Below are 25764 nucleotides of genomic sequence, written 5' to 3' on the forward strand. Positions count from 1 at the left end.
GATGGGCCTTACGCGCTCTTCTTCTTGTCGTCCTTCACCTCGGTGAAGTCGGCATCGACGACATCGTCCTTCTTCGGAGCATCGCCTTCGGCGCCGGCCTCCGCCTGCTGGGCCGCATACATGGCCTCGCCGAGCTTCATGGAGGCCTGAGCCAGTGCGTTGGTCTTCTCCTTCAGAGCCTCGACATCCTCGGCCTTGACGGCTTCCTTGACCGCGGCGAGCGCGTCCTCGATGGCCTTGCGATCGCCTTCGGCAACCTTGGAGCCATGCTCGGCCAGCGCCTTCTCGGTCGAGTGAACGAGGCCATCGGCCTGGTTCTTCGCCTCGGCGAGCTCGCGGCGGCCCTTGTCCTCGGCGGCGTGAGCCTCGGCGTCCTTGACCATCTTCTCGATGTCGGAGTCCGAGAGGCCGCCGGAGGCCTGGATGCGGATCTGCTGCTCCTTGCCGGTGCCCTTGTCCTTGGCCTGGACATTGACGATGCCGTTGGCGTCGATGTCGAAGGTCACCTCGATCTGCGGGATGCCGCGCGGAGCCGGCGGAATGCCCATCAGGTCGAACTGGCCCAGCATCTTGTTGTCGGCCGCCATTTCGCGCTCGCCCTGGAAGACCCGGATCGTCACGGCCGACTGGCTGTCGTCGGCGGTGGAGAAGACCTGGCTCTTCTTGGTGGGGATCGTGGTGTTGCGGTCGATGAGGCGCGTGAAGACACCGCCCAGCGTCTCGATGCCGAGCGACAGCGGGGTGACGTCGAGCAGCAGCACGTCCTTGACGTCGCCTTGCAGAACGCCGGCCTGGATGGCCGCGCCGATGGCGACGACCTCATCCGGGTTGACGCCCTTGTGCGGTTCCTTGCCGAAGAACTGCTTCACGACTTCCTGCACCTTCGGCATGCGGGTCATGCCGCCGACGAGAACGACCTCGTCGATCTGGCCCGCGGAGATGCCGGCGTCCTTCAGAGCCTTCTTGCAGGGCTCCATGGTGCGCTGGATCAGGTCGTCCACCAGCGCCTCGAACTTGGCGCGGGTGAGCTTCAGCTGCAGATGCTTCGGACCCGAGGCATCGGCCGTGATGAAGGGCAGGTTGATCTCGGTCTGCGTCGAGGACGACAGCTCGATCTTGGCCTTCTCGGCGGCTTCCTTCAGACGCTGGAGCGCGAGCTTGTCCTTGCGCAGGTCGATGCCCTGCTCCTTCTGGAACTCGGCCGCCAGATAGTCGACGAGGCGCATGTCGAAGTCCTCGCCGCCGAGGAACGTATCGCCGTTGGTCGACTTCACCTCGAAGACGCCGTCGCCGATCTCGAGGATCGAGACGTCGAACGTGCCGCCGCCGAGGTCATAGACCGCGATCGTGCCGGCCGACTTCTTGTCGAGGCCGTAGGCGAGCGCCGCCGCGGTGGGCTCGTTGATGATGCGCAGCACTTCGAGACCGGCGATCTTGCCGGCATCCTTGGTGGCCTGGCGCTGGGCGTCGTTGAAATAGGCGGGAACGGTGATGACCGCCTGATCGACGCTCTGGCCGAGATAGGCCTCCGCCGTCTCCTTCATCTTCATCAGCGTGAAGGCGGAGATCTGCGAGGGCGAGTAGCTCTTGCCTTCGACCTCGACCCAGGCGTCACCGTTGCCGGCGCGGGCGATCTTGTAGGGGACGAGCTTCTGGTCCTTGGCGACGGTCGGGTCGTCGTAGCGACGGCCGATAAGGCGCTTCACCGCGAAGATGGTGCGCTCGGGATTGGTCACCGCCTGGCGCTTGGCCGGCTGGCCGACGAGGCGCTCCTCGTCGGTGAAAGCGACGATGGACGGCGTCGTGTTGGCGCCTTCCGAATTGATGATGACTTTCGGCGTGCTGCCTTCCATGACAGCCACGCAAGAATTGGTCGTGCCGAGGTCGATACCGATGACCTTGCCCATGGTCTTCTCCTTTTCAAGCGGATCGGCCGGGCCCGAAGCACCCGCGGGGCTCACGTGCCCGGAGGGAAGACGATTTCCCCTCAAGACCGCTTGCGCCGACCCCTCCTAGCATCTCTGGGGTTGGGTTCGGCGGAACGGCCCGAAAATTCGGTGTTCCGCCGGTTGGGCCGGATATAGGGGGGGCGATTTGTCGCCGCAAGCATCCTTGTCACGTCGCTGTGAAGTAAATGCCCGCCGGACTGCATTGCGCGCGTGGCGCCGCGACCTGTCCTGCCACCGGTCTCATGAGCCCGCAGTGCGGCCCCGGCGCAACATCGGGCGGGCCATGCATGACGAATGGGCAGGCGGGGATGACCCGGCCCGCCGGCCGGGCTATGTGTCGTCCCCTGTCTGCTGTTCGGAATCATCGATGCTGCCTGCCGTCGCCCTGGTCGCCACCCTCGCCTTCGCCTTCGGCGGAGCAGACGGGGCGCGCGCGCAGCTCCAGCTTCCCGGAGCGGTCGCGCCGACGCCGCAGGGCGCTTCCGCGCCGAGCTCGCGGCCGGCGGGGCCCCGCGCTCCCGGGGCCGAGCAGCCGGGAGGCGCGGTGCCACGCAGCATCGGCGCCTCCGGCCTCAGGCGCTGGGAGGATGTCCTGCCCGGCCGCACGCTGCGCTTCCTAGGGCAGCAGGGCTCGATGGTGATCACGCGGGCGGGCACGGGCTATACGATCACCGCCACCGGCGTCGGCCGGCGCGGCAACGATATCCGCAACGTCTGCACGCCCGACCTGAACAACGGCCAGACGGTGACGCTGAAGCCCGTCGGCCGGCCACAGGGCATGGCGCGGTTCGAGGCCGCGTTCCCCGGCTGCACGATGATGATCGACGTCCTTTCCGAGGTCGCCTTCGTCTCCGCTCCCGAGGGCGCCTGCCGCTTCGCCGACGAATGCGTGGTCGACCCGACCGGCATCTGGGGGCCAGGCGACCGCGAAATTCCCGCCGACCGCGAGATCGAGCGCGCGCGCGGTGTTGCCGAGCGGCGGCTGAACGATGCCCGCCGCGCGCTTCAGCAGCGCCTGCGCACGACGCCGGAAGGCCGCACCTTCCTGCAGGAACAAGCGGGCTTCCCGGCCAATCGCGAGCGGGTCTGCCGCAACTACGGCACGTCCGATATCGGCCCCGGCTATTGCCAGCTCAAATATACCGAGGCGCGCGCGGAAACGCTGGCCTCGCGGCTCGGCATTTCCACCGATGCCCCGCCGCCGGCCGCCCGGCGCCCCGCCGCGCCCCGACCGGCCCAGCCGCGGCCGCCCGCGCCGGCACCCGCCTCGGCACCACTGCCGCTCCGATGACGCCGCTGCCCGTCGTCCCGGGCTGCACCTGGTATCCCGGCTATCTCGACGCGAGCGCGCAGCAGGCCATGGTCGCCATGTTGCGGGAGCTCATCGCCGGGGCGCCGCTGTTCCAGCCGGTCATGCCGCGAACGGGCAAACCCTTCTCGGTCAGGATGACCAATCTCGGCGGTCTCGGCTGGGTGTCGGACATCAAGGGTTACCGCTACCAGCCGCTGCATCCCGAGACCGGCCGGCCCTGGCCGCCGATCCCGGCCGAGATCGTGGCGATCTGGGATCGCGTCTCCGGCTATCCGCACCCGCCGGAGGCCTGCCTCGTCAACTGGTATGCGCCCGGCGCCAAAATGGGTCTGCACCAGGACCGCGACGAGGAGGATTTCGACGCGCCGGTGGTCTCGGTATCGCTCGGCGAAACCGGCATCTTCCGCATCGGCGGAACGACGCGCGGCGGCGGGACGCAATCGGTGAAGCTCGCCTCGGGCGACGTGCTGACCTTCGGCGGCGCGGCGCGCCTCGCCTTTCACGGCGTCGACCGGCTGGTGCCGGGATCGAGCGCGCTCCTGAAGGATGGCGGCCGGATCAACCTCACGCTTCGGCGCGTGACCAAACCGGCCGCCTGAGGGAACAACCGCGTATCGATACCGCTTCCGCGTCATGGCCGGGCCTGGCCCGGCCATCCACGGCTTGAGTCTTCAGGCGCCGTCACGCCGTCGGCGGAGCGGTCGCCGTCATCATGAAGCCGAGAACCGCGCCGGAGGAATCCTCGACCACGGCGATACGGCCGACATTGGGGATGTCGAGCGGCTCCTGCAGGACATTGCCACCACCCGAGCGTACCGCGTTGAGGCGGCCGTCGAGATCCTCCACCTGCACGTAGGAGAGCCAGCCGGGCTGCGATTCCTTGTCTTCCGGGTCCATCGGCATGAGGCCCGCTGTCGGCGTGCCGTCGGCGGCCTTGGCGATCCAGTACTCGCCGTCCGGCATGGGGAAGAGCTCGAAGGTCCAGCCGAGCGCCTGCCCGTAGAAGGCCTTGGCCCGGTTGATGTCATCGGTCATCAACTCGTTCCAGTTGAACTTGCCGCTCATGCGGTCCTCCCTCAGATGCGCGCGGAGGGAGCATTCCCCACCGTCAACGGCATTGCAGCATGGTCCGATTGCAGGCGGGCGACAATGAGGCGCGATGCCTCCCCGGTCGGCCCTATTTGATCAGCCGCGACAGCACCCGCGCCGTGTAGTCGACCATCGGCACGATGCGCGCATAGTTCAGCCGGGTCGGGCCAATGACGCCGAGCACGCCGACGATCCGGCTCTGGGCATCGCGATAGGGCGCGACGATCATCGAGGAGCCGGACAGCGAGAACAGCTTGTTCTCCGAACCGATGAAGATGCGGACGCCTTCGGCGGTCTCCGCCCGCCCCAGCAGGTCGACCAGCTCGCGCTTGGATTCGAAATCGTCGAACAGCAGACGGATCCGCTCGAGGTCCTCCATGGCCCGGAGGTCGTCGAGCAGGTTCGCCTGGCCGCGCACGATCAGGCGGCGCTCGTCGGGCTCGCCGCCCGACCAGGAGGCGAGACCCGCCTCGACCAGCTTCTGCGTCAGCCCGTCCAGTTCGGCCTTGGCGGTCGCCAGCGACTTCTGCAGCTCGATGCGCGCATCGGCAAGGGTGCGGCCGCGGATATGGGCGTTGAGGAAGTTCGAAGCTTCCACCAGCGCCGAGGGCGGCATGCCCGCCGGAATCGGCACGATGCGGTTCTCGACCTGCCCGTCCTCGGAGACCAGCACGACCAGCGCCCGCTCCGGCTCGATGCGGACGAATTCGATATGTTTCAGCCGGACGTTCGACTTCGACGTCAGCACGACGCCCGCGCCGCGCGACATGCCGGACAGGAGCTGGGAGGCGTCCGACAGCACGCTTTCCATGGATTGCTGGCGCGCCGAGGCCGCCACCTGCGCCTCGATGGCGTTGCGCTCGGATTCGGCGAGGTCGCCGAACTGCATCAGCGCATCGACGAAGAAGCGCAGGCCCGTTTCGGTCGGCAGGCGACCGGCCGAAGTGTGCGGCGCATAGATGAGCCCGGCTTCCTCCAGGTCCTGCATGACATTGCGGACCGAGGCCGGCGACAGCTGCATCGGGATGATGCGCGACAGATTGCGCGAGCCGACCGGCTCCCCGGTGGCAAGGTAGCTCTCGACGATCTGGCGGAATATCTCGCGCGAACGCTCGTCCAGCTGGGCGAGGGCGGAAACGTTCGTCGGCGGACGCGGAACTTCGGCAGACAAGGGGTAACCTCCGCCACCGAATTTGGTTCGGCCGGGACATTAGATCAAGCGCGAGCAGACCTGCCCGGCCGCATAACCACGATCAAGCCTACCGAACCTCGATCCGGACCCGCAGGCTGGTCCCGATGGACCGGCCATTCCGGAAGAAGAAGTCTCCGCTCATATCGCGCGCGGCGGCGGCCTCTGCCTGCTCCCGGGTCGGTCCGGCCGGATTGGCCGCGTGTTCCGCCTGGAATCTCTCCATCGCGGCGGAGAAGCCAGGCGTCGCGTAAAGGGCGGGCCGCCTCACCAGAGCCTGTCCCTCGTCATTCATGGCGATGAACGAGCCCCGCACCTGTGTGCTGACATCGACCTGATTGATGCAGGCTCCGCCAGTGCCGCAGGGCGCTCCCGGTATCAGCTCGATCCACTTCGGGCCACCGACAAGGACCGCATAGTACATCAGGCTGGCCCTGCCCTCGGGAACACCGCTCGCGCGCAGCCCCTCGTAGAAGGCCCGATGGGTGACGCGCCATTCCCGGACCTGCCGGATGCAATAGTGATCGTGGATCACGGCCGCCCGGATGAAGGCCTCGTCGAAGGGCGCGCCGACGAATGGCTGCGCCCAGGACGGGATCGAGGCGCCATCGGTCTCAAGACCCTTCCTCGCCTCCCAGCCCAGCCCGTTGGCATCGATGAAGCCGAAATTCTCGTCGAGGCGGCACTTTCCGGAAGCGGCGCACCCGTCCGGCACGAGCTTCAGCACGCCGACGAAGCGGGCCTGCGCCCATGCCGATGCGGGCGCGAAGAGGGGCCCCCCAAGCGCCGCAAGCAATAGCCAGCATGCAATTCGAAAACCTCGCCTCATGACATACCCCGCGCAACGTGAACGAGCAGAACCGGCGAATTGCACCATTTCCTATGGCTTCTTCGCCTCTTCATCTACTGGTGGGAATACGGATCGACCGGCAGCGCCCGAACCGGCATGTCCTTGCCGCGCGAGCCGTCCCGCCCTATGACCCCGCGATCTCAACGAATGCCGGACACCCCGATGCGACCCTCCAAACGCGCGCCCGACGCGCTGCGCCCCGTCTCGCTGGAACGTGCGGTCGCCCGCTACGCCGAAGGCTCGTGCTTCGTGAAGTTCGGCAATACCCACGTGCTCTGCACGGCCTCGCTCGAGGAAAAGCCGCCGCCGTGGCTGCGCGGTCAGGGTCGCGGCTGGGTCACGGCTGAATATTCGATGCTGCCGCGCGCGACGCTGGAGCGTACCCGCCGCGAATCAACCTCCGGCAAACCCTCGGGACGCACGCAGGAAATCCAGCGCCTGATCGGCCGCTCGCTGCGCACCGTGGTCGATCTCCAGCTTCTGGGCGAGCGGCAGATCACCATCGACTGCGACGTGATCCAGGCCGATGGCGGCACGCGCACGGCCTCGATCACCGGCGCCTGGGTGGCGCTGCATGACTGCATCGCCTGGATGACGGCGCGTTCCATGCTGAAGGCGAACCCGATCCGCGACCATCTGGCGGCAGTGTCCTGCGGCATCTACGAGGGCACGCCGGTGCTCGACCTCGACTATGCCGAGGACTCGGAGGCCGATACCGACGCCAATTTCGTCATTACCGGCAAGGGCGGCATCGTCGAGATTCAGGGCACGGCCGAGAAGACGCCGTTCACCGACGAGGAACTGCTGCGGCTGCTGGCGCTCGCCAAGGACGGCTGCGCCAGGCTCGTCGACCTCCAGAAGACGGCGGTGGCATGACCCGTCTCGGCCCCGGCCTGAAGCTCGTCGTCGCGACCCACAACAAGGGCAAGCTCGCCGAGTTCCGCGACCTTCTGGGCCCTCACGGCATCGCGCTGACCTCGGCGGGCGAACTCGGCCTGCCGGAGCCGGCCGAAACCGGCACGCTCTATGCCGAGAACGCCGCGATCAAGGCGCGGGCGGCGACCACGGCCACCGGCCTGCCAGCGATCTCCGACGATTCCGGGCTCGCCATCGACGCGCTCGACGGCGCGCCGGGCCTGTTCACCGCCGACTGGGCCGGCAATCCCCGCGATTTCGCCGCCGCCATGGCGCGGGTCGATCGCGAGCTGTCGCTGCGCGGCGTCGCGACCACCGGCGCGAAGGCGCATTTCGTCTCGGCGCTGTGCCTGACATGGCCCGACGGCACCGAGCAGATCTTCGAAGGCCGGGTGTTCGGCACGCTCGTCTGGCCGCCGCGCGGCGACAAGGGCTTCGGCTACGACCCGATGTTCCTTCCCGACGGCCACGCCCTGACCTTCGGCGAGATGGGTCCCGAGGCCAAACACGGCCTGCCGCTGAAGGGCGAGGGCCTGTCGCACCGGGCGCGCGCCTTCATGAAGCTGGCGGATTCGGTGCTTGGTGACGCGGCGGGCAAAGCCTAGATACAGCCGATGACGACCGACCTTCCGGGCATGGGCACCAAGGGCGATCCCGGCTTCGGGATCTATGTCCACTGGCCGTTCTGCGCCTCCAAATGCCCCTATTGCGACTTCAACAGCCACGTGCGGCATGTCGCGCCGGACCAGCAGCGCTTCGTCGCGGCCTTCGCCCGGGAACTGGCGACCAACGCGCGACGGACGCCGGGGCGCACGGTGTCCTCCATCTTCCTCGGCGGCGGTACGCCCTCGCTGATGGAGCCGGCGACCGTCGGCGCGGTGCTGGACGAGATCGCGCGGCTCTGGCCGGTCGCCGCCGATTGCGAAGTGACGCTGGAGGCCAACCCGACCAGCGTCGAGGCCGAGCGCTTCAAGGGCTTCCGCGCGGCCGGCGTCAACCGCGTCTCGCTCGGCGTGCAGGCGCTCGACGACAAGGATCTCAAGAGCCTCGGCCGCATGCATTCGGTGGACGAGGCGCTGCGCGCGGTCGATGTCGCCCGGAGCCACTTCGACCGCTATTCCTTCGACCTGATCTATGCCCGGCCCGGCCAGACGGCGCAGGCGTGGGAGGCAGAGCTCCGGCGCGCCATATCGGAGGCCGCCGAACACCTGTCGCTCTACCAGCTGACCATCGAGGCCGGCACTGTGTTCGAGGCGCTGCACAAGGCCGGCAAGCTCGCCATGCCCGACCCGGAGACAGGGCGCGTGCTCTACGACCTGACACAGGGCATCTGCGCGGCGGAGGGACTGCCGGCCTACGAGATCTCCAACCACGCCCGGCCGGGCGCGGAGTGCCGGCACAATCTGATCTACTGGCGTTCCGGCGATTTCGTCGGCGCCGGCCCCGGCGCGCATGGCCGCCTGACACTCGGCAACGGCCGTGTCGCGACCTCGACCGAGCGACATCCGGAGACCTGGCTGGACCTGGTGGAGCGGCAGGGTTCGGGGATGATTGCGGAAGAGCATCTCGTCCAGATCGAGAATGCCGACGAATTCCTCGTGATGGGCTTGAGGCTCGCCGAGGGCATCGACCTTGCCCGCTACGAGGCGTTGTCGGGCCAGTCGCTCGATCCCGAGCGCATCGATTTCCTCGAAGGCGAGGGTCTGGTGCAGCGCCTGCCCGGCGAGCGGCTCAAGGTGACGCCGCTCGGCTTTCCCGTGCTCGACGCTGTCGTCGCTGACCTCGCGCGATTGGACTGAACGCGTTTTGCACGCTGATCGCGCGCTTCTCTTCACGCGAACCGGTACCCACTTCGCTCAGAAGCGCTATGGCCGATTAGCGGCAGGCCCGCCCGCCTCCCATGTCGAGGTGGAAATGGTCGCGGTGCAGGGCGTTGAAGACGGGCGAGAGCGTTACGTCGAACCATCGGCATGCGGCATCGCGGGCATGGCGCATGAAGGCGACGCGGGCCGCATCCTCCGACGACCAGTCGCCGAGCAGCGTCAGCCGCCGCCCGTCCGCCAGCACGAAGCCGCCGATGTCGATGGCGTCGGCGGTCGCGTGGCGGCTGCGCCGGCCGGCCGGCGCGTGGTTGATGTTTCGGCAGGAATAGGTGCCCATGTGCTCGATCCGCGCGACCTCGCTGCCGAGATGCTCGCGCGCAGCCCTCGACAGGCCATGACGCTCGTAGAGGGCGAGCGCCAGCACCGCCCGGCAGGAGAGAACGACCGGCGAGGACAGTGTCGCGCGGGAAAGCCGGGCGACCCGGCCGGCATTGGCGAAGCCGCAGCCTTCGCCCGTTACCTGATCGGGCACCGCATCGAAGCGCAGATCCGCACGATCCAGCGCCGCACGGCAAAGGCCGGGGTCGGCGCGGGCGCGCGAGACCTTGAACGCCGTGAGAAAGCCCGGCTCGTCACGGATGTCGAGCGGCGCGAAGGGGTTCAGTTCCGGCGGAACCGTGACACGCCCAGCCGCGACGAGCAGCATCAGCCCCAGCAGGAGGAGCGCGAGACCGCCGATGACGGCGCGGGCGAGGCGCAGGGCCATGGTGCAGCCTAACCGGGAGCCGGAGCGATGTTCCGGGCACCGGCCGCGACCGAGCGTCGCTGGCCGGTGGCGTTTTGGCCCGGCGCAGCCTAGTTTGCGGCCATGCTCCAGCGGCTGCGCCTGCCGACACTGACCGACGCGACCTGGCATCCGAGCCTGCGCCTCGAAACCCTGATCCGTCTGCGCTGGTTCGCGGTGGTGGGACAGACCACGGCCATCGTCACGGTCTACTGGGCGCTGAACTCCGACCTGCCGCTGGATCTCTGCCTGCTGACCGTCGCCGCCTCGGCCTGGGTCAATATCGCGCTGCGCCTGCGCTACCCGCCCCATCATCGCCTGTCACCCTTCGAGGCCGGCGCGTCGCTCGCCTGGGACATCGTCCAGCTGGCGACGCTGCTTTACCTGACCGGCGGCCTGGAAAATCCCTTCGCCTTCCTGTTCATCGCGCCCGTGCTGATTTCGGCGACGTCCCAGCCGCCACGGGTGACGCTGATGCTCGGCCTGCTCGTGGTCGTCTCGGCGACCGTCGTCGCCTATGCGCATCTGCCGCTGCCGTGGGAGTGGCACGACGACCTGCGCCTGCCGCCGCTCTATCTCGTGGGGGTCTATGCGGCCCTGCTGATCTGCATCTCGTTCATCGGCATCTATGCCTGGCAGGTCGCCGAGGAGCAGCGCCAGTTTGCCGATGCGCTGACCGCGACCGAGCTGGTCCTCGCGCGCGAGCAGCATCTCTCGCAGCTGGACGGGCTCGCCGCCGCCGCCGCCCATGAGCTCGGCACGCCGCTCGCCACCATCGCGCTCGTCACCAAGGAACTCGCCGGCGAACTGCCGAAGGACGGCCCGATCGGCGAGGACATGGCGCTGCTGCGCGAACAGGTCCAGCGCTGCCGCGACATCCTCGCCAAGCTGAAGAGCCTGTCGTCGGGCGACGCTCCCTTCGACACGATGTCGCTCGCCCAGCTCATCGAGGAGGTGGCGCAGCCGCATCGCTTCTTCGATGTGACCATCACGGTGGAGCTGCCGGAGAAGAGCGAGGACGAGCCGGTGATCGGCCGCAATCCGGGCCTGCTCTACGGCCTCGGCAACATCGTCGAGAACGCGGTCGATTTCGCCCGTTCGGCGGTGACCATCGCCGCGCGCTGGGACGAGGAGACGGTGCAGGTCTCGGTCATGGACGACGGGCCCGGCTTTCCGCCCGAGATCATCGACCGGATCGGCGAGCCCTATTTCACCCGGCGCGGCAAGGGGCGCGGCGGCCGGTCCCGCGCCGAAGCCGAGCCGGGGGAGGACCAGTCCGGCCTCGGCCTCGGCGTGTTCATCGCCAAGACCCTGCTCCAGCGCTCCGGCGCGCGCATCGCCTATCGCAACCGGCCAGGCCCTGAAACCGGCGCGCTGGTCGAGGTTTCCTGGCCCCGCTCAGCCTTCGGGACCAGCGGCACGCGGGCGGCCGCGACATCGCCTGCGGCCCCGCACGCCTGGCCGCCGACTTGAGAGACGGAGCGCCAAGCCCTACATATCCCGCAAGAAACAATGCTGAATTGCCCCGATGCGGGCCCAGAGGAGACCCCGATGCCGGAGATCGAGACCGCCCCGACCGCCCTCGCCATGGCGCTTCCGGCGGATCGGTCGCTGCTGGTGGTGGACGATGACAAGCCGTTCCTGCAGCGGCTGTGCCGGGCCATGGAGGCGCGCGGCTTCGCCGTCACCGCGGCCGAGAGCGTGGCCGATGGCCTGGCCGCCGTCGCCGCCAGACCGCCGGCTTTCGCTGTCGTGGACATGCGCCTTGCCGACGGCAACGGCCTCGACGTGATCTCCGCCCTCAAGAGCGCCCGGCCCGACGCGCGTGGCGTGATCCTGACCGGCTACGGCAATATCGCGACGGCGGTGACGGCGGTGAAGCTCGGCGCGGTCGATTATCTCGCCAAGCCCGCCGATGCCGACGAGGTGTTCGCGGCGCTGATGGCCACGGGCGCCAAATCGGCCGACCTGCCGGAAAACCCGATGTCGGCGGACCGCGTGCGCTGGGAACATATCCAGCGGGTCTATGAGCTGTGCAGCCGGAACGTCTCGGAAACCGCGCGCCGGCTTGGCATGCACCGCCGCACGCTGCAGCGCATTCTGGCGAAGCGCGCGCCGCGCTGAGCCGTCAGAGGTCGGTCAGCCCCCGCGCCTGCGGGTCGCAAAGCAGCGTCATGCGGCCGGCGGCAGCGCGGGCGAAGCGGAGCATCATCACCTTGCGCGTCGGCGCGGACAGTGCCTGCGACGGCCCTTCCCGCACGATTTCCGCGTCATGGGCGTCGGCGAGGATGAGGCCGGCGTCCTCGGGGAGGATACCGACCGGGAAATCCGGCGCGACCGCGAAGAACACCCGGTCGGCGTGGGCGCGGTAGTCGCTCCACTTGCGGTCGGCCCTGAAATCCTCGACCGAGGACTTGATCTCGACGATCCAGAGCGCGCCGGTGCGCGACAGGGCCGTGAGATCGGCGCGCCGGCCCGAGGGCAGAGGAAGTTCGGGCACGACCGCGAGGTCCATGGCGGCGAACAGGCGCGTCACCCCGCGCGCAATGGCGAGCGCCCGGTCGGACTGGCGGCCATCGACGGGAGGAACGAGGGATGCGGCGGCAAGCGAGTTCATTGCCGCATTGTTGCTCATCTCCAGCAAGAATGAAACGGGAACGTTCGCTCTCGCTTCCCTTCCCGCCCTTTTCGTGTATAAGCCGCGCCTTCGGTGGCCCAATGGCCGCCGGACCATGCACCCTCGCGGCGTGCATGGCCATCCGACCGCGCTGGACGACATCCCGGCGCCGGCCGCAAGACCCCTCAGTTCAGAAGGAACAGCCCGATGTCGGTTTCCGACGCCCGCAAGGCCGAGCTCATCAAGGAATATGCGACCAAGGCCGGCGACACCGGTTCGCCCGAGGTCCAGGTTGCGATCCTCACCGAGCGCATCACCAACCTGACCGAGCATTTCAAGAGCCATACGAAGGACAATCATTCCCGTCGTGGCCTCCTGAAGATGGTCTCCGCGCGCCGCTCCCTGCTCGACTATGTCAAGCGCAAGGACGAGGCCCGCTACAAGACGCTGATCGAGCGTCTCGGCATCCGCCGCTGATCTCAAGGACCGGCCCCGCCCGCGCGGGGCCGTTTCGCATCCGGGCATCCCGTGCGGGGCCGATGAGCGGCCAACGCGACGGCCATGCCCCATCTAGAAGGGCTATCCCGATCCCGGGCGCCCCAACCGAAGGGCCTCCGCGCTGATCGCGAGGCCCGGCTCAACAAGGCCAGACCACTGGACCACCAGATCGCCATGGCAGGATCGCAGCGAGCCGGGGACGCGAACGCGTCCTGAAGCCGGTCCGCTTGCGGGCCTCTCGCCGTTCTGCCCATGGCCATCCGCCGTCCGTACGTCCGAGAAAGGAAAGAAGAAATGTTCGATATCCATCGCGAGGAGATCACCTGGGGTGGTCGCAAGCTCGTCCTCGAAACCGGCAAGGTTGCCCGCCAGGCCCATGGCGCCGTGCTCGCCACCTATGGCGAGACGACCGTGCTCGCCACCGTCGTCTCCAATTTCGAGCCGAAGGCCGGCATCGACTTCTTCCCGCTGACCGTCAACTACCAGGAGAAGTTCTTCGCGGCCGGCCGCATTCCCGGCGGCTACTTCAAGCGCGAGGGTCAGCCGACCGAGCGCGAGACGCTCATCTCCCGCCTGATCGACCGCCCGATCCGCCCGCTCTTCGTCGACGGCTACAAGAACGAGACGCAGGTCATCGTCACCACGCTCTCCCATGACATGGAGAACGATCCCGACATCCTCGCCATGGTCGCCGCCTCGGCCGCGCTGACCCTCTCCGGCGTGCCCTTCATGGGCCCGGTCGGCGGCGCTCGCGTCGGCTATATCGACGGCGAATACGTGCTGAACCCCTATGTCGACGACATGAAGGACTCGAAGCTCGATCTCGTCGTCGCCGGCACCGCCGACGCCGTGCTGATGGTCGAGTCGGAAGCCTCCGAGCTGTCCGAGGAGGTCATGCTCGGCGCCGTCATGTTCGGCCACAAGTACTTCCAGCCGGTCATCAATGCGATCATCAAGCTGGCCGACAAGGCCGCCAAGGAGCCGCGCGCCTTCGCCCCGCCGGACCATTCGGCGCTGGAGAAGCAGATGCTGGCGCTGGTCGAGGCGGACCTCCGCGCCGCCTATTCGATCCGCGAGAAGACCGCCCGCTACGCCGCCGTCGGCGAGGTGAAGAAGAAGGCGATCGAGGCTTTCGCCGGCGATGCCGCCGAGGGCAAGAACGACAAGCTGGTGGTTGCCGGCGTGTTCAAGGAGCTGGAGGCCAAGGTCGTCCGCTGGAACATCCTCGACACCGGCAGCCGCATCGACGGCCGCGACGTGAAGACGGTCCGCCCGATCGTCTCCGATGTCGGCGTCCTGCCGCGCACCCACGGTTCGGCGCTGTTCACCCGCGGCGAAACGCAGGCGATGGTCGTCACCACGCTCGGCACCGCCGAGGACGAGCAGTTCATCGACTCGCTGACCGGCACCTACAAGGAGAACTTCCTCCTTCACTACAACTTCCCGCCCTTCTCGGTGGGCGAGGCCGGCCGCATGGGCCGTCCGGGCCGCCGCGAAGTCGGCCACGGCAAGCTCGCCTGGCGCGCCGTCCACCCGATGCTGCCGGAGAAGCACGAGTTCCCCTACACGATCCGCGTCGTGTCGGAGATCACCGAGTCGAACGGTTCCTCGTCGATGGCCACCGTCTGCGGCGCCTCGCTGGCGCTGATGGACGCGGGCGTGCCGATCAAGCGGCCGGTCGCGGGCATCGCCATGGGCCTGATCCTCGAGGGTGAGCGCTACGCGGTGCTCTCCGACATCCTCGGCGACGAGGATCATCTCGGCGACATGGACTTCAAGGTGGCCGGCACGGCCGAGGGCATCACCTCGCTGCAGATGGACATCAAGATCGCCGGCATCACCGAGGAGATCATGAAGGTCGCCCTCGAACAGGCCAAGGGCGGCCGCGAGCACATTCTCGACGAGATGGCGAAGGCGCTGACCTCGGCGCGTTCGGAGCTCGGCGAGCACGCGCCGCGCATCGAGAGCTTCAAGATCCCGACCGACAAGATCCGCGAAGTCATCGGCACCGGCGGCAAGGTGATCCGCGAGATCGTCGAGAAGACCGGCGCCAAGGTGAACATCGAGGACGACGGCACCGTGAAGGTCGCTTCCGCCAACGGCGAGTCGATCCGCGCGGCGGTCAACTGGATCAAGTCGATCACGCAGGAGCCCGAGCTCGGCATGATCTACGAGGGCACCGTGGTGAAGGTCGTCGATTTCGGCGCCTTCGTGAACTTCTTCGGTTCGCGCGACGGCCTCGTCCACATCTCGCAGCTCGCCAACAACCGCGTCGGCAAAGTCACTGACGTGGTCAAGGAGGGCGACAAGGTGAAGGTGAAGCTGCTCGGCTTCGACGATCGCGGCAAGACGCGCCTGTCCATGAAGGTCGTCGACCAGGCGACCGGCGAGGACCTCGAGAAGAAGGCCAAGGACACCCCGGCCGAAGAGGGCGACGCCGCCGAGTGATCGGCGTCTTTTAGCCTCAGGAATGAGAAAAGGGCGGCTCTCGGGCCGCCCTTTTTTGTTTGGCCGCCGCTTATGAGCTTCAGCGGAGGAACTGGAGAACCTGCTGGTCGCCCTGCGAGGCGAAGGACAGGGCCGAGGTCGCAAGCTGCGCGCGGGTGTTGAGCGCGAGCAGGTTGGCGCCCTCTTCGTTCTGGTCGGCGAGCACGAGATTGTCGGCGCCGCCCCGCAGCGTGTTCATCGTCGCCCTGGTGAAATCCTGCCGGTTCTGCACCATGGAGAGATTGGAGCCGAAGGACGACGACTGCGAGCGCAGCGAACCAAGCGCCGTCGTCAGCTTGCCGAGAATGGCGTCCAGCGAGGAATCGGCATCGGCCGCCGTCAATGCCTGCACGTCGATGCCGAGATTGGTCGAATTGATCGGCTTGCCGCCCTTCGACTGGATCGTCAGCGAGGACGAGCCCGTCTCGTTGAAGGTGATGCCGAGCGCGTCACCGCGCAGCAGGTTGATGCCGTTGAAGGAGGCATCCTCAGCGGTCCGGTCGAGCTGCTGGCGCAGGTCGTTGAACTGGCGGATCAGGTCGGCTCGGACATCGTTGCCGCCGATAGCGCCGGTTCCCACCGTGCCGTCGATCTCGCCGTCGCCGCCGATGCCGGCCAGCGTCATCGCGGATGTCGAGAGATTCTCGATCCGCAGCCTGCCATTGTCGTTGGAAGCGCGGACCTTGGCCTGAAGGCTGGAATTGCCGTTGATATCGGCGACCAGCTGATCCACCGATTTCGCACCGCCCGTGCCACCACCGCTGCTGCCATTGGCCGTCGCGCCGCCGCCAAAGCCCATATTGGCGATGGGGGAAGCGCCACCTCCAAGGGCCATCATGTTGGAGATGGAGATCGATGAGGTCGGTCCGGTGTGCGTGCCTGAAGCGATATAGAACTCCATCCTGCCCGGCTGGGTCAGGCTGTTGCGCGCGCGTATATCCGACCCGAAAAGTGCCAGCCGATCATTCGTATGGACGACGGCCTCGCTCAGATCCACGGCACCGTCAGTGTTCGTGTCGGCCGTGCCAGTGGTCAGATTGACGAAGACCGGCGGACCGCCGTCCACCGCGACGTCGAATGAGTAGCTTTGACCGGCGGAGACATCGAGATTGACGAAATTGCTGGAGCCGGTGAGCAGGGGCTCAGGACTCGCCCCGACCGAGTTCAACGCGATATCGACCGGCACGGCGCCGATGGAGCCGCCGGAGAAGGACAGGTTCTTCGTCGTGACATTGCCGATCGCGGCGCCGTCGATCTTGTAGGCCCCACTCTTGAACGACTTGTCCTGGCGGGCCTGGCGGATCGACGACTGAAGCGACTCGACCGTGCGGGTGATCGACTTCAGGCCGTTATCGGCGGCTTCCAGCGTCTTGATGCCATTGGACATGGAATCGAGCAGCGAGCCGAGATCGTTGGCGCGGGCGTTCAGCGATGCCGAGGTGAAGAAGTTGGTGGGGTTGTCGAGGGCCGAATTGACCTTCTTGCCCGAGGCAAGGCGGCCCTGAATCAGTTCGCGGTCCGACGCGATGCTCTGCAATGCCAGCAGGTTCGAGCGAACGCCGCGCGAAATGGTAATCCCGGACACGCACGCACCCCCTTCTAGGGCCCCTCCCGTTCAGGGAGGCGAATCGTCCCACCGCCAATCCTGGGCGGCCTCCTTTTTTGGAGGTGCGGAGATACTGCCAACGATTTCCTAACGCTGCCCTGACGTCAGGCAACCGGATCGCGTAAATTTACCGAAGATCGCGCGGTGCGTGCAGACGCCACAGTCGACCCGAACGGCGACCGGACGGCGCGCGCCGCCCGGCCGGATAGGATGTCGCGTCAGTTCGCGGCGAAGCAGTAGATCAGCCCGTTGCCGCCGGTGGCGCGCAGCGAAGGCAGGTCGCAGCCGCGCGAGGGGTGCGAGGAATTCCACGACAGGGCCGGCGGCTCGGTATTGAGGCCCTGACGGTCGTGGTGGCCGACCATGGCCGAACCTTCGCCACCCTTGGTCCAGTTGCCGCAGGTGCGGTCGGCATCGCCGGAGAACGCCGTACCGTCCGCTTGGCTGCCGGTCAGGATGTCGTGCTGGTTCGGCGTGTCGCCGCGGCCGTTGACCATGGCGCCGGCCTCGGTCAGCGCGGTCTGCTTGGTCAGGTTGTTGGTGCCGTGCAGTTCGGCGACGCTGTTGGCGATGACCACGCCGCGGGCGTTCTGCCACGGGCCGCGGCCGATCCGGTCGCGGGCGTTGACGGCATTCGCGCCTTGCGTCGACAGATAGGCGCGCCACGTGCGCGCTCCCGCGCCGGCTGCCGTCGCCAGCACCTGGCAATGCCGATCGGCGCCTTCGAGCCCACCGAGATTGCCGCCCTGAAGCGGTGCGGAGGTAATGAAGAAGCCCATCTGGGGCGCCTGCTGAGCCATGGCCGGCGCGGCCATCAGGGCGAGCGCGCCCGCCGCTGTCACGAGGCTTTTCGTCATGGTCATGTCCGCGATCCTCCCGCCGGATCTGCCCTGGCCTTGTCGTGGCCTTCTGCCGGCATGCGAGCGAGCCTGTGATGGTGCATCAGCCGCGCCAAGACACAGATCGGTGAGGATTGTTATGAAGTTACATCGGCAGGGCCGGCGTCAGGCGGGCGCGGCGAGCTTCTTGACCGCCGAACTGGTGACCACCTCGCGCCGCTCGGCATAGGCCTCGTGGTTCTCCTCGATGCGCGGCAGGTCATAGAGGTAGTTGACCATCACGCCGTGCGACTGCCTGAGGCCGGAGGCGGAGAGGTCGGCGCCCGGATTGATCCGCTCCAGCCGCGCGCCATTGCCGAGATGGAACCGCGCCACGGGATCGAGCGGCCGGTTGCCGCTGGTCTTGGCGGCGGTGAAGTAGCGCGCGGCCGCGCGCGCGAGCACCCGGTCGATCTTCTGCGCCCGCACGCCGTCGGCGCGCCAGTCGGACTCGTCGAGCGCGGCCAGAAGATCCTTCTCCTCGTCCAGCAGGAAGCCGGTCTCGCTCCGGCGCTCCTTCGCCAGCCATCTGGCGAAGCCCGGCACCGGCGAGAGCGTGACAAAGGTCGTGAGCTTGGGCAGCTCGCGCTTCAACTCCTCCACCACCTGCTTGATCAGCAGCGAGCCGAAGGAAATGCCGGCAAGGCCGGTCTGGCAATTGGAGATCGAATAGAACACCGCGACGCGCGCATCGTCGGCGGCGAGCGGCGCACCACCCTCGGCGATCAGCGGGCCGATGGCGGCCGGAATCTCGGCGGTCAGCGCCACCTCGACGAAGATCAGCGGCTCGTCCTCGAGCCGGGGATGGAAGAAGGCGTAGCAGCGCCGGTCCTCCGGTTCGAGGCGGCGGCGCAGGTCGTCCCAGTCGCGGATCTCGTGGACCGCCTCGTAGCGGATGATCTTCTCGAGGATGTTGGCCGGCGTCGACCAGTCGATGCGCTTCACGACGAGGAACCCCCGGTTGAACCAGGACGACAGCAGGTGGACGAGGTCGGTGTCGAGAAGCTGCAGCTCGGCGGAGGCGCCGACATGGGCGAGCAGATCGTCCCTGAGCCGGACCAGCGCCAGCGTGCCGCCGGGCGCCAGATTGAGCCGGCGGATCAGCTCCTGTCGGCGCGGCTCGGCCGCTTCGTGCAGCGCGAGCGCTGCGGCGCCGGTCGGGTCGGTCTGGTAGGCGGCGATGGCGGCGTCGAGCTTCGCCTTGTCCGCGCCGAAGCCGGTGGCAAGCTCACGCAGCACCGCGAGCCGGCCCTCCGCGTCGAGCCGGGCATAGCCGGAGAGGATATCGCGGGCGAGCGCCGTGCCGGAAGCCTCGCCCCGGCGGGACAGCAGCGTGCGGGCGAGCGTCAGAATGTCGGCGGCCGTGCGCGGTTCGAACTCGGCCGGCTTCCAGCCGATGAGCTCGCGCGAGCGGCGCGAAACGGTGGCGAGCAGATCGGTGACGAAGGTCATGCGTCCGGTCTCCACGGCCGCAGCGGAGGCGGCCTCGGGAGAGCATCGTGCCACAGGATGCTGCGTTGCGGCGAGCCCCTTTCCGACGCGGCCGAACGCCTCAACCGGCAAGGGTCATCCGGCCGGCTGCCAGTCGATCCTCAGCTCCTCGCGGAAAGCGAAGCGCTTCAGGTGCTCGGCAACCACTTCCTCCAGCGTCGGCAGGCGGTCGGTGGAGGCGTCGAGCTTCAGGCTCAGCACGTCTCCGTTGGCGGTCAGCGTCAGTTCGGCGGCATCGCTGAACGGCACCTTGCCGCTGCGGTCGTCGAAGGTCACCTGGAACTTGTGACTCCAGTGCTTGCACAGCTGCTGGAGATAGCGGCTGGCGTTAGCCGTCGCGATGTCGGCGAGCGAAACGGGCATGTCGGGATCCTCAAACGGGGGCGCCGCGATCAGCGTCCCATCTGGGACGAGAAAGCACGCGGGAGCACCCCGGCCATCCGCAGGGCACCCGCGCGCAACGGGAATGCTCGGCTGATATGCCGTTTCAGCGGTTCTTGAAGGCCGGTTTGCGCTTCTCGGCGAAGGCCGACATGCCTTCCTTCTGGTCGGCCATGGCGAACATGGCGTGGAACACGCGCCGCTCGAAACGCACACCCTCGGCGAGCGTCGTCTCGTAGGCGCGGTTCACCGATTCCTTGGTCATCATGACGGCCGGCAGCGACAGGTCCGCGATCTGGGTGGCGACCTTCACGGCCTCCTCGACCAGCTCGGACGCGGGAACGACGCGCGAGACGAGACCGACACGCTCGGCTTCGGCCGCATCCATCATGCGGCCAGTCAGGCACATCTCCATGGCCTTGGACTTGCCGACGAAGCGGGTGAGGCGCTGGGTGCCGCCGGAGCCGGGCATGACGCCGAGCTTAATCTCGGGCTGGCCGAACCGGGCGGTGTCGGCTGCGAGGATGAAATCGCACATCATGGCGAGCTCGCAGCCGCCGCCGAGGGCGAAGCCCGCCACCGCCGCGATGATCGGCTTGCGGCGCTGGCCGACCCGGTCCCAGGAGGTGATGAAGTCCTCGAGATAGCTCTCGGGATAGGTCTTGGCCTGCATTTCCAGGATGTCGGCGCCGGCGGCGAACGACTTCTCCGAGCCTGTCACCACCATGCAGCCGATGGCCGGATCCTTCTCGAAACCGTCCATCGCCGTGTTGAGTTCGCCGATCAGCTGACTGTTGAGCGCGTTCAGCGCCTTCGGGCGGTTGAGCGTGATCAGCCCGACCTTGCCGCGCGTCTCGACGATGATGGTCTCGTAGGCGGCGTTCTCGGCCATGGAGGGCTCCCGATCGTGTCGTTCGTTGTGGCGCGAGAGCTAGCCGAGGCCGACGGGCCTGTCATCCTGTCCGATGGGGGATGGCATGGGGCGCGGCGCGTCAGACCCTTCTCAGGCTGACGCTGTCGATGCGGTGGTCGTCGGCCTTCTTGAGGATCAGCTTGGCGCGATGGCGCGTCGGCATGATGTTGTCGCGCAGGTTGACGAGGTTGATGCCGTACCAGAGCGCCAGCGCGGTCTTCATCGCCTCGAACTCGGTTTTCTCGGCATAGCGGCGGAAATAGCTCTGCGGATCGCGGAAGGCGGTTTCCCGCAGGCGCATGAACCGCTCCAGATACCAGCGTTCCAGCACGTCCTCCTCGGCGTCGATGAAGACCGAGAAGTCGAAATAGTCGGAGACGAAGGGAATGGCCTTGCCGTCGCGCGGGGGACGGCCGGTCTGGAGCACGTTCAGCCCCTCGACGATGAGGATGTCGGGACGGTCGACGGTGACGCCGCCGCCGGGCACCACGTCATAGACAAGGTGAGAATAGATCGGCGCATGGACATGCCGCTCGCCGGCCTTCACGGCCGCGAGGAAGCGCAGCAGCGCCTTGGTGTCGTAGCTCTCCGGGAAGCCCTTCTTCTTCATCAGCCCCTCGCGCTCGAGATAGGCGTTGGGGAAGAGGAAACCGTCGGTGGTGATGAGGTCGACCTTCGGCGTGTTGGACCAGCGCGACAGCAGCGCCTGCAGCACGCGCGAGGTCGTCGACTTGCCGACCGCCACGGAGCCCGCCACGCCGATGACGAAGGGAATCTTCACGTCCTTCGCGCCGAGGAACGACTGCGAGGCGCGCGACAGCTTCTGCTGGGCGGCGACATAGAAGGATAGGAGGCGCGAGATCGGCAGGTAGATCGCCTCCACCTCCTCGATCGAGAGCTGGTCGGTGAACGATTTCAGCCGGGCGATCTCCTCCGGCGTCAGCGTCATTGGCGTGTCGGCGCGCTTGGCCGCCCATTCCGCCCGCGTGAACATCCGGTAGGGCGAGGGATTGCCGTTGGTCTCCGGCACGGGGGCCGCCGCAGCGAGGCTTGCTGGCATCGGACGCTCGTTCATCGGGTTGCGGGCTTCAGGGATTGGCCTTGGGGCGGGATGCCTTCTCGGCATGACCGGACTGGGCCGTGCGGCGCTCCAGCTCGGCCATGACCTCGCCCAGCGCGATGCCGCGCGATTTCCAGACGACCATGAGATGGAACAGCACGTCGGCGCTCTCGGCGACAAGCGGCGCCCTGTCGCCCTGCGTCGCGGCGATGACGGCCTCGACCGCCTCCTCGCCGAACTTCTTGGCGCAATGGACGGGCCCCTTGGCGAGCGAGGCCGCGGTGTAGCTTTCGGCGGGCGGCGCAGCGGCGCGCGAGGCGACGATCGTCTCGAGCTCGGCGAGCGTGAAGGAACTCATCGGCACACAGCCCTTCGCAGAAGACGCCTCGCCGCCGGCGGGCGCGAAAGTCGCGGCATGATGCAGATTATGACGCCGATGTCACGGTGGCAGATGGGCGGAGGGGCGTCGCGGCCGGGTTCACGCGATCGCACGGGTCAGAGCGGGCAGGCCATCAACCGGGCATCATCGCCATAGCTGGCGAGCTTTTCAGCCACCGCGCCGGAGGGCGTTTCGCCAAAGCCCTGCCGCGTCCAGAACGCGGCGGAATTGTTGACGGCGACCAGCGAGAGCGCCGTGAAGCCGAGCGAAAGCGCATGGCGCTTGAGAGCGAGAACAGCGGCTGCGCCAGCCCCCGTACCGCGCGCGGCAGGCAGCAGGGCGAGATCGTGGATATAGTAGACGTCGGCATCGCCCGGCAGCGACCCGAGCAGAGCATTGAGCGCGGGTAGCGACCCCGATCGCCACGGGTGGCTGATCACATAACCCGCTGGCTCGCCTGCGACGACCAGCAACCGGCAGCCGGCCGGATGCAGCGCGAGGCGCTCGGCGAAGACAGCATCGTCTTCGGGAAAGGCCGGGTGGACCATGGCTGCGATCCCGCTAACCGAAGCGAGATCGCCGGCGGCCATGCCGCGCCAGAGGACATTCGCGGTCATACGGGGAAAGGGCTCACGCGTGCCGCCAGGCCTTCTCGATGGCCCTGGGCTTGGCCGCGAAAGCCTTGTCGCCCGTGCGCTGCACCTCGCGTTCGAGGCGGACGTGGCGCGCGGCGATGCGCGCGAGCTTGGCGCGGCCGGCCTCGCCCCGGTCCATCCGTCGGGCGAGCAGGTCGAGGTCGCGGATCGCCCCCATCAGCTCGCCGATACGGTCGAGCTTGCGCGCCTTCGGGCCGGCCTTTTTCGGCCGGCGGTCGTCCAGCGCCTCGATCAGGTGCAGGCAGTCCTTGATGCGCTTGCGCGCCTCGTGCAGCGGCTCGGTGGAGGGATGATCCTCGTAAGCGAGATAGGCGCGCCGCGCCCGGGAATAGGAGCGCGCGACGGCCTTGGCGAGAAAGTGCTTCGGCACATCCGCCGGCGCGAGCCGCGCGATGACCCGCGCCTGCCGCTGGAGCGCGCGGCCGAGGGCCGGGAGATCAACGCGAGGGCCTTGCCCATCGCCGGGACCTGCCGCGCCGACGGCGCGCGCGGCTTCCGCCAGAGCATGGGCGTCGCGAAGCGGCGCCAGGGCATGGGCGAAAGCGCGCAGGAAGCCGTTCTCGCGCTCGACAGCGTCCCTCGCCAGCGGCTTCAGGGCGCGCAGCAGGCTGCGCGCTCTCTTGATGTGGCGGCGGGCGAGATGCACCGCCCTGACCGTGTCCTTCTGGGTGGCGATGAGCCGGCCCGCCGCGCGCGCATGCGCGCCCGCGGCAAGCGCCAGATCCTTCGCCTCCGCGACCGGCTTCACGCAGCAACCCCCGTGCCGATCGGGCAGGAGACGCCGGTGCCGCCGAGTCCGCAATAGCCGCGCGGATTCTTCGCGAGATACTGCTGGTGGTAGTCCTCGGCGAAGTAGAAGGCCGGCGCGTCGAGGATCTCGGTGGTGATCGGGCTGTAGCCCTGCCCGGCCAGCGCTTTGCCATAGGCCGCCTTCGACGCCTCGGCCGCCCCGCGCTGGGCCTCGCTCGTGACATAGATGCCGGAGCGGTACTGCGTGCCGACATCGTTGCCCTGACGCATGCCCTGGGTTGGGTCGTGGCTCTCCCAGAAGGTCCTGAGCACCTCCTCGGTCGAGACCTGCGCCGGGTCATAGACCACCAGCACCACCTCGTTATGGCCGGTCATCCCCGAGCAGACCTCCTCGTAGGTCGGGTTCGGCGTCGTGCCCGCGGCATAGCCGACCGCCGTGACGAACACGCCGGGCAACTGCCAGAACTTGCGCTCGGCGCCCCAGAAGCAGCCGAGACCGACGACGATCTGTTCCATACCGTCGGGATAGGGGTCCTTGAGGGGCCTGCCGTTGACGAAATGGCGCTCGGCGGTCGGGATCGGCGCGGAGCGGCCCGGCAGGGCCTCACCCGCGGCCGGCAGGGACAGCTTCTTCCTGAGATTGAACATCGGATACCTCCTCGATGCCCTCAGTTCGGCAGGACAGGGCCCGACGTTACTCGCCAGGGCGCGCGATGGGAACATGGCTGTCCGGCGGGCAGCCCATCACGGTCGCGTCAGTTCACCAGATCGTGGCTGGGTCGCGCCGCATGACGCGCGCAGGATCGCGCGACAGGAGGTGCCGCGATGCATCGAGAGGCTCATCCGAACCGCGCCGTTGCCTTGCCCGTGTCGCGCCGCTGGCTGGTGGCGGCTCCCGCCATCGTCCTTGCGGCCCGTCCGGCCGCGGCGCAGCTGGTGCCGACGCCGCGGCAGACGCGCGGGCCGTTCTACCCGGCGACCAGGCCGTCCGATTCCGATCTCGATCTGACGCAGGTCGCCGGCAGGCCGGGCCGTGCCCGCGGCGAGGTGATCGAGGTGACGGGGCGGGTTCTGCATGCCCGCTCGGGGTCGCTGCCGGACGCAACCGTCGAGATCTGGCAGGCCGATGCGGACGGGCGCTATCACCATCCCCGCGAGAGCGCCGGCGCCGCCGACCCGAATTTCCAGGGCTTCGGAGCCGTGCGCTCGGATGGCAACGGCGGCTATTTCTTCCGCACCGTCCGTCCGCGCTTCTACGGCTCCGGAGCCGGCATGCGCACGCCGCATATCCATTTCCGCGTCCTCGTGGAGGGACGGCCGGAGCTCGTCACGCAGATGTATTTCCCCGGGGAGGCCATGAATGCCCGCGACGGCCTGTTCCGGTCGCTTTCCGACGAAAACGCCCGCGACGCCGTGACCGCGCGGCTGGAGGGCGGAGCCGTGCCGCGCTTCATCTTCGACATCGTCGTCGCCTGACGCGTCTTCACGCGAACTGGGCCTGCGAGGATCAGCGCCTGCCGATCACGCCGACCTGCGGTTCATTCCTCCGGCCGATCAGCATCATCATCGCTCCGAGCGTGAGACCGATGACGGCCGTGGGCATGGCAAGCACGGCGAGCAGCCCCGGATCCCAGAGCCAGCCGAGATCGCGGGCGACGAGCAGCTTCTCCACCTCGCCGAGGCTCGCGGGGTGGATCGCGCGCCAGCTGTCGGCTCCGGACGTGGTGATCAGCCGCTGGCCGGCAATCGATCGCGTGCCGTCGATGACCAGCGCGACGAAGCCGACGGCGATCAGCACGAGCCCGATGAGGCGGAACAGGAAGCGGATCATGTCACCTCATGCGGCCGGTTTCGGAGGCGACATAACCTTAGGGAATGCCGCCGGCAAGGGCATCAGAACCCGCCCCCCTGCGCCGAAGGCCGACGCGGCGGCGAATACCGGCCTCACGACCATCAATATGGCGACGCCGGTCGCCGACGGCCAGAACCCTGCCGTCCCTACCAGCTCTGCCTGAGCGCGACGCTTCCCCTGATGGATCGGTGGCGGTCGCCGAGTTCGCCGTCGAGGGCGAGGGAGGCATTGAGGCCCTGGCGGAAGCGGGCCTCGACGCCGAGGGTGGCGAGCGCGGTGTGGGTG

Annotated in this window: 27 protein-coding genes; 10 read left to right on the forward strand and 17 right to left on the reverse strand. The window is 68.0% G+C overall.

Annotated elements, in window-relative coordinates; genetic code table 11:
• Positions 1-8: 8 nt before the first annotated feature.
• The gene (dnaK, locus tag JNK84_RS17080; protein WP_293425880.1) at positions 9-1907 is read right to left on the reverse strand and encodes a molecular chaperone DnaK; all 1899 of its coding nucleotides are present in this window, start codon (positions 1905-1907) and stop codon (positions 9-11) included.
• Between the two features lie 409 nt (positions 1908-2316).
• Here dnaK and JNK84_RS17085 point away from each other — a divergent pair, with 409 nt between their 5' ends.
• Positions 2317-3240: a hypothetical protein gene (locus JNK84_RS17085; protein ID WP_293425881.1), complete on the forward strand. Its 924-nt coding sequence runs from the start codon at positions 2317-2319 to the stop codon at positions 3238-3240.
• Positions 3237-3860, forward strand: a complete 624-nt coding sequence (locus tag JNK84_RS17090; protein ID WP_293425882.1) for an alpha-ketoglutarate-dependent dioxygenase AlkB family protein — start codon at positions 3237-3239, stop codon at positions 3858-3860. The genes JNK84_RS17085 and JNK84_RS17090 overlap by 4 nt, the downstream gene beginning before the upstream one ends.
• 82 nt (positions 3861-3942) lie before the next feature.
• On the opposite strand, the gene JNK84_RS17095 is transcribed toward JNK84_RS17090, so the two are convergent.
• The 3 genes from JNK84_RS17095 to JNK84_RS17105 all read right to left on the reverse strand — a co-directional run bounded on the left by JNK84_RS17095 (position 3943) and on the right by JNK84_RS17105 (position 6416).
• Positions 3943-4326, reverse strand: a complete 384-nt coding sequence (locus tag JNK84_RS17095; RefSeq protein WP_293425883.1) for a VOC family protein — start codon at positions 4324-4326, stop codon at positions 3943-3945.
• A gap of 112 nt (positions 4327-4438) precedes the next feature.
• Positions 4439-5521 carry a heat-inducible transcriptional repressor HrcA gene (hrcA, locus tag JNK84_RS17100; RefSeq protein ID WP_293425884.1) on the reverse strand — a complete coding sequence of 361 codons (1083 nt, stop codon included), beginning with the start codon at positions 5519-5521 and terminating at the stop codon, positions 4439-4441.
• Between the two features lie 88 nt (positions 5522-5609).
• Positions 5610-6416 carry a DUF1353 domain-containing protein gene (locus JNK84_RS17105; RefSeq protein ID WP_293425885.1) on the reverse strand — a complete coding sequence of 269 codons (807 nt, stop codon included), beginning with the start codon at positions 6414-6416 and terminating at the stop codon, positions 5610-5612.
• A 135-nt stretch (positions 6417-6551) separates the two neighbouring features.
• On the opposite strand from JNK84_RS17105, the gene rph reads away from it, so the two are divergent.
• From rph to hemW, 3 genes are read left to right on the forward strand one after another with little or no spacing between them, the layout of a single operon-like run.
• Positions 6552-7265 carry a ribonuclease PH gene (rph, locus tag JNK84_RS17110; RefSeq protein WP_293425886.1) on the forward strand — a complete coding sequence of 238 codons (714 nt, stop codon included), beginning with the start codon at positions 6552-6554 and terminating at the stop codon, positions 7263-7265.
• Entirely contained in the window at positions 7262-7909 is a 648-nt protein-coding gene (locus JNK84_RS17115) for a non-canonical purine NTP pyrophosphatase (protein ID WP_293425887.1), read from the forward strand. Before rph ends, JNK84_RS17115 begins: the two co-directional genes overlap by 4 nt.
• A 30-nt stretch (positions 7910-7939) precedes the next feature.
• The gene (hemW, locus tag JNK84_RS17120) at positions 7940-9103 is read left to right on the forward strand and encodes a radical SAM family heme chaperone HemW (protein WP_441343266.1); all 1164 of its coding nucleotides are present in this window, start codon (positions 7940-7942) and stop codon (positions 9101-9103) included.
• 76 nt (positions 9104-9179) lie between these two features.
• Here hemW and JNK84_RS17125 read toward each other — a convergent pair whose 3' ends face one another.
• Positions 9180-9893: an extensin-like domain-containing protein gene (locus JNK84_RS17125; protein ID WP_293425889.1), complete on the reverse strand. Its 714-nt coding sequence runs from the start codon at positions 9891-9893 to the stop codon at positions 9180-9182.
• A 102-nt stretch (positions 9894-9995) separates the two neighbouring features.
• Between JNK84_RS17125 and JNK84_RS17130 the strand changes: the two genes are divergently transcribed.
• Both JNK84_RS17130 and JNK84_RS17135 read left to right on the forward strand, forming a co-directional pair.
• Positions 9996-11384 carry an ActS/PrrB/RegB family redox-sensitive histidine kinase gene (locus tag JNK84_RS17130; protein WP_293425890.1) on the forward strand — a complete coding sequence of 463 codons (1389 nt, stop codon included), beginning with the start codon at positions 9996-9998 and terminating at the stop codon, positions 11382-11384.
• Between the two features lie 78 nt (positions 11385-11462).
• Positions 11463-12035, forward strand: a complete 573-nt coding sequence (locus JNK84_RS17135; RefSeq protein ID WP_293425891.1) for an ActR/PrrA/RegA family redox response regulator transcription factor — start codon at positions 11463-11465, stop codon at positions 12033-12035.
• 4 nt (positions 12036-12039) lie between these two features.
• On the opposite strand, the gene JNK84_RS17140 is transcribed toward JNK84_RS17135, so the two are convergent.
• Positions 12040-12528, reverse strand: coding sequence for an MmcB family DNA repair protein (locus tag JNK84_RS17140; protein WP_293425892.1), 489 nt, complete (start codon positions 12526-12528; stop codon positions 12040-12042).
• Between the two features lie 207 nt (positions 12529-12735).
• Between JNK84_RS17140 and rpsO the strand changes: the two genes are divergently transcribed.
• On the forward strand, positions 12736-13005 hold the full coding sequence (rpsO, locus tag JNK84_RS17145) for a 30S ribosomal protein S15 (protein ID WP_293425893.1): 270 nt from the start codon (positions 12736-12738) through the stop codon (positions 13003-13005).
• A gap of 315 nt (positions 13006-13320) precedes the next feature.
• Positions 13321-15474, forward strand: a complete 2154-nt coding sequence (gene pnp, locus JNK84_RS17150; RefSeq protein ID WP_293425894.1) for a polyribonucleotide nucleotidyltransferase — start codon at positions 13321-13323, stop codon at positions 15472-15474.
• Between the two features lie 79 nt (positions 15475-15553).
• Here pnp and JNK84_RS17155 read toward each other — a convergent pair whose 3' ends face one another.
• The 10 genes from JNK84_RS17155 to msrA form a co-directional block, all read right to left on the reverse strand.
• Positions 15554-17098, reverse strand: coding sequence for a flagellin N-terminal helical domain-containing protein (locus JNK84_RS17155; protein WP_293425895.1), 1545 nt, complete (start codon positions 17096-17098; stop codon positions 15554-15556).
• A gap of 239 nt (positions 17099-17337) precedes the next feature.
• Positions 17338-17982 carry a lectin gene (locus tag JNK84_RS17160; protein ID WP_293425896.1) on the reverse strand — a complete coding sequence of 215 codons (645 nt, stop codon included), beginning with the start codon at positions 17980-17982 and terminating at the stop codon, positions 17338-17340.
• Positions 17983-18123: 141 nt separating this feature from the next.
• A complete protein-coding gene (locus JNK84_RS17165; protein WP_293425897.1) occupies positions 18124-19449 on the reverse strand; it encodes a malonyl-CoA decarboxylase in 1326 nt (441 codons plus the stop codon).
• Positions 19450-19563: 114 nt separating this feature from the next.
• Complete coding sequence (locus JNK84_RS17170) at positions 19564-19851, reverse strand: DUF2218 domain-containing protein (RefSeq protein WP_293425898.1); 288 nt, start codon at positions 19849-19851, stop codon at positions 19564-19566.
• Between the two features lie 124 nt (positions 19852-19975).
• Entirely contained in the window at positions 19976-20761 is a 786-nt protein-coding gene (locus JNK84_RS17175; RefSeq protein WP_293425899.1) for an enoyl-CoA hydratase, read from the reverse strand.
• A 100-nt stretch (positions 20762-20861) separates the two neighbouring features.
• The gene (gene coaA / locus JNK84_RS17180) at positions 20862-21842 is read right to left on the reverse strand and encodes a type I pantothenate kinase (RefSeq protein ID WP_293425900.1); all 981 of its coding nucleotides are present in this window, start codon (positions 21840-21842) and stop codon (positions 20862-20864) included.
• A gap of 28 nt (positions 21843-21870) precedes the next feature.
• The gene (locus JNK84_RS17185; RefSeq protein WP_293425901.1) at positions 21871-22200 is read right to left on the reverse strand and encodes a phosphoribosyl-ATP diphosphatase; all 330 of its coding nucleotides are present in this window, start codon (positions 22198-22200) and stop codon (positions 21871-21873) included.
• Between the two features lie 137 nt (positions 22201-22337).
• Positions 22338-22838, reverse strand: coding sequence for a GNAT family N-acetyltransferase (locus tag JNK84_RS17190; RefSeq protein ID WP_293425902.1), 501 nt, complete (start codon positions 22836-22838; stop codon positions 22338-22340).
• 13 nt (positions 22839-22851) lie between these two features.
• Entirely contained in the window at positions 22852-23625 is a 774-nt protein-coding gene (locus JNK84_RS17195; RefSeq protein ID WP_293425903.1) for a CHAD domain-containing protein, read from the reverse strand.
• On the reverse strand, positions 23622-24275 hold the full coding sequence (msrA, locus tag JNK84_RS17200) for a peptide-methionine (S)-S-oxide reductase MsrA (protein ID WP_293425905.1): 654 nt from the start codon (positions 24273-24275) through the stop codon (positions 23622-23624). Before msrA ends, JNK84_RS17195 begins: the two co-directional genes overlap by 4 nt.
• A 177-nt stretch (positions 24276-24452) precedes the next feature.
• Between msrA and JNK84_RS17205 the strand changes: the two genes are divergently transcribed.
• Positions 24453-25103 (forward strand): protocatechuate 3,4-dioxygenase, encoded by a 651-nt coding sequence (locus tag JNK84_RS17205; RefSeq protein ID WP_293425907.1) that lies wholly within the window; start codon positions 24453-24455, stop codon positions 25101-25103.
• A 31-nt stretch (positions 25104-25134) separates the two neighbouring features.
• On the opposite strand, the gene JNK84_RS17210 is transcribed toward JNK84_RS17205, so the two are convergent.
• Positions 25135-25458 carry a hypothetical protein gene (locus JNK84_RS17210; RefSeq protein WP_293425909.1) on the reverse strand — a complete coding sequence of 108 codons (324 nt, stop codon included), beginning with the start codon at positions 25456-25458 and terminating at the stop codon, positions 25135-25137.
• Between the last annotated feature and the right edge of the window lie 306 nt (positions 25459-25764).

Origin of the sequence: Phreatobacter sp., assembly GCF_016793595.1 — a bacterium.
Lineage (GTDB): Bacteria > Pseudomonadota > Alphaproteobacteria > Rhizobiales > Phreatobacteraceae > Phreatobacter.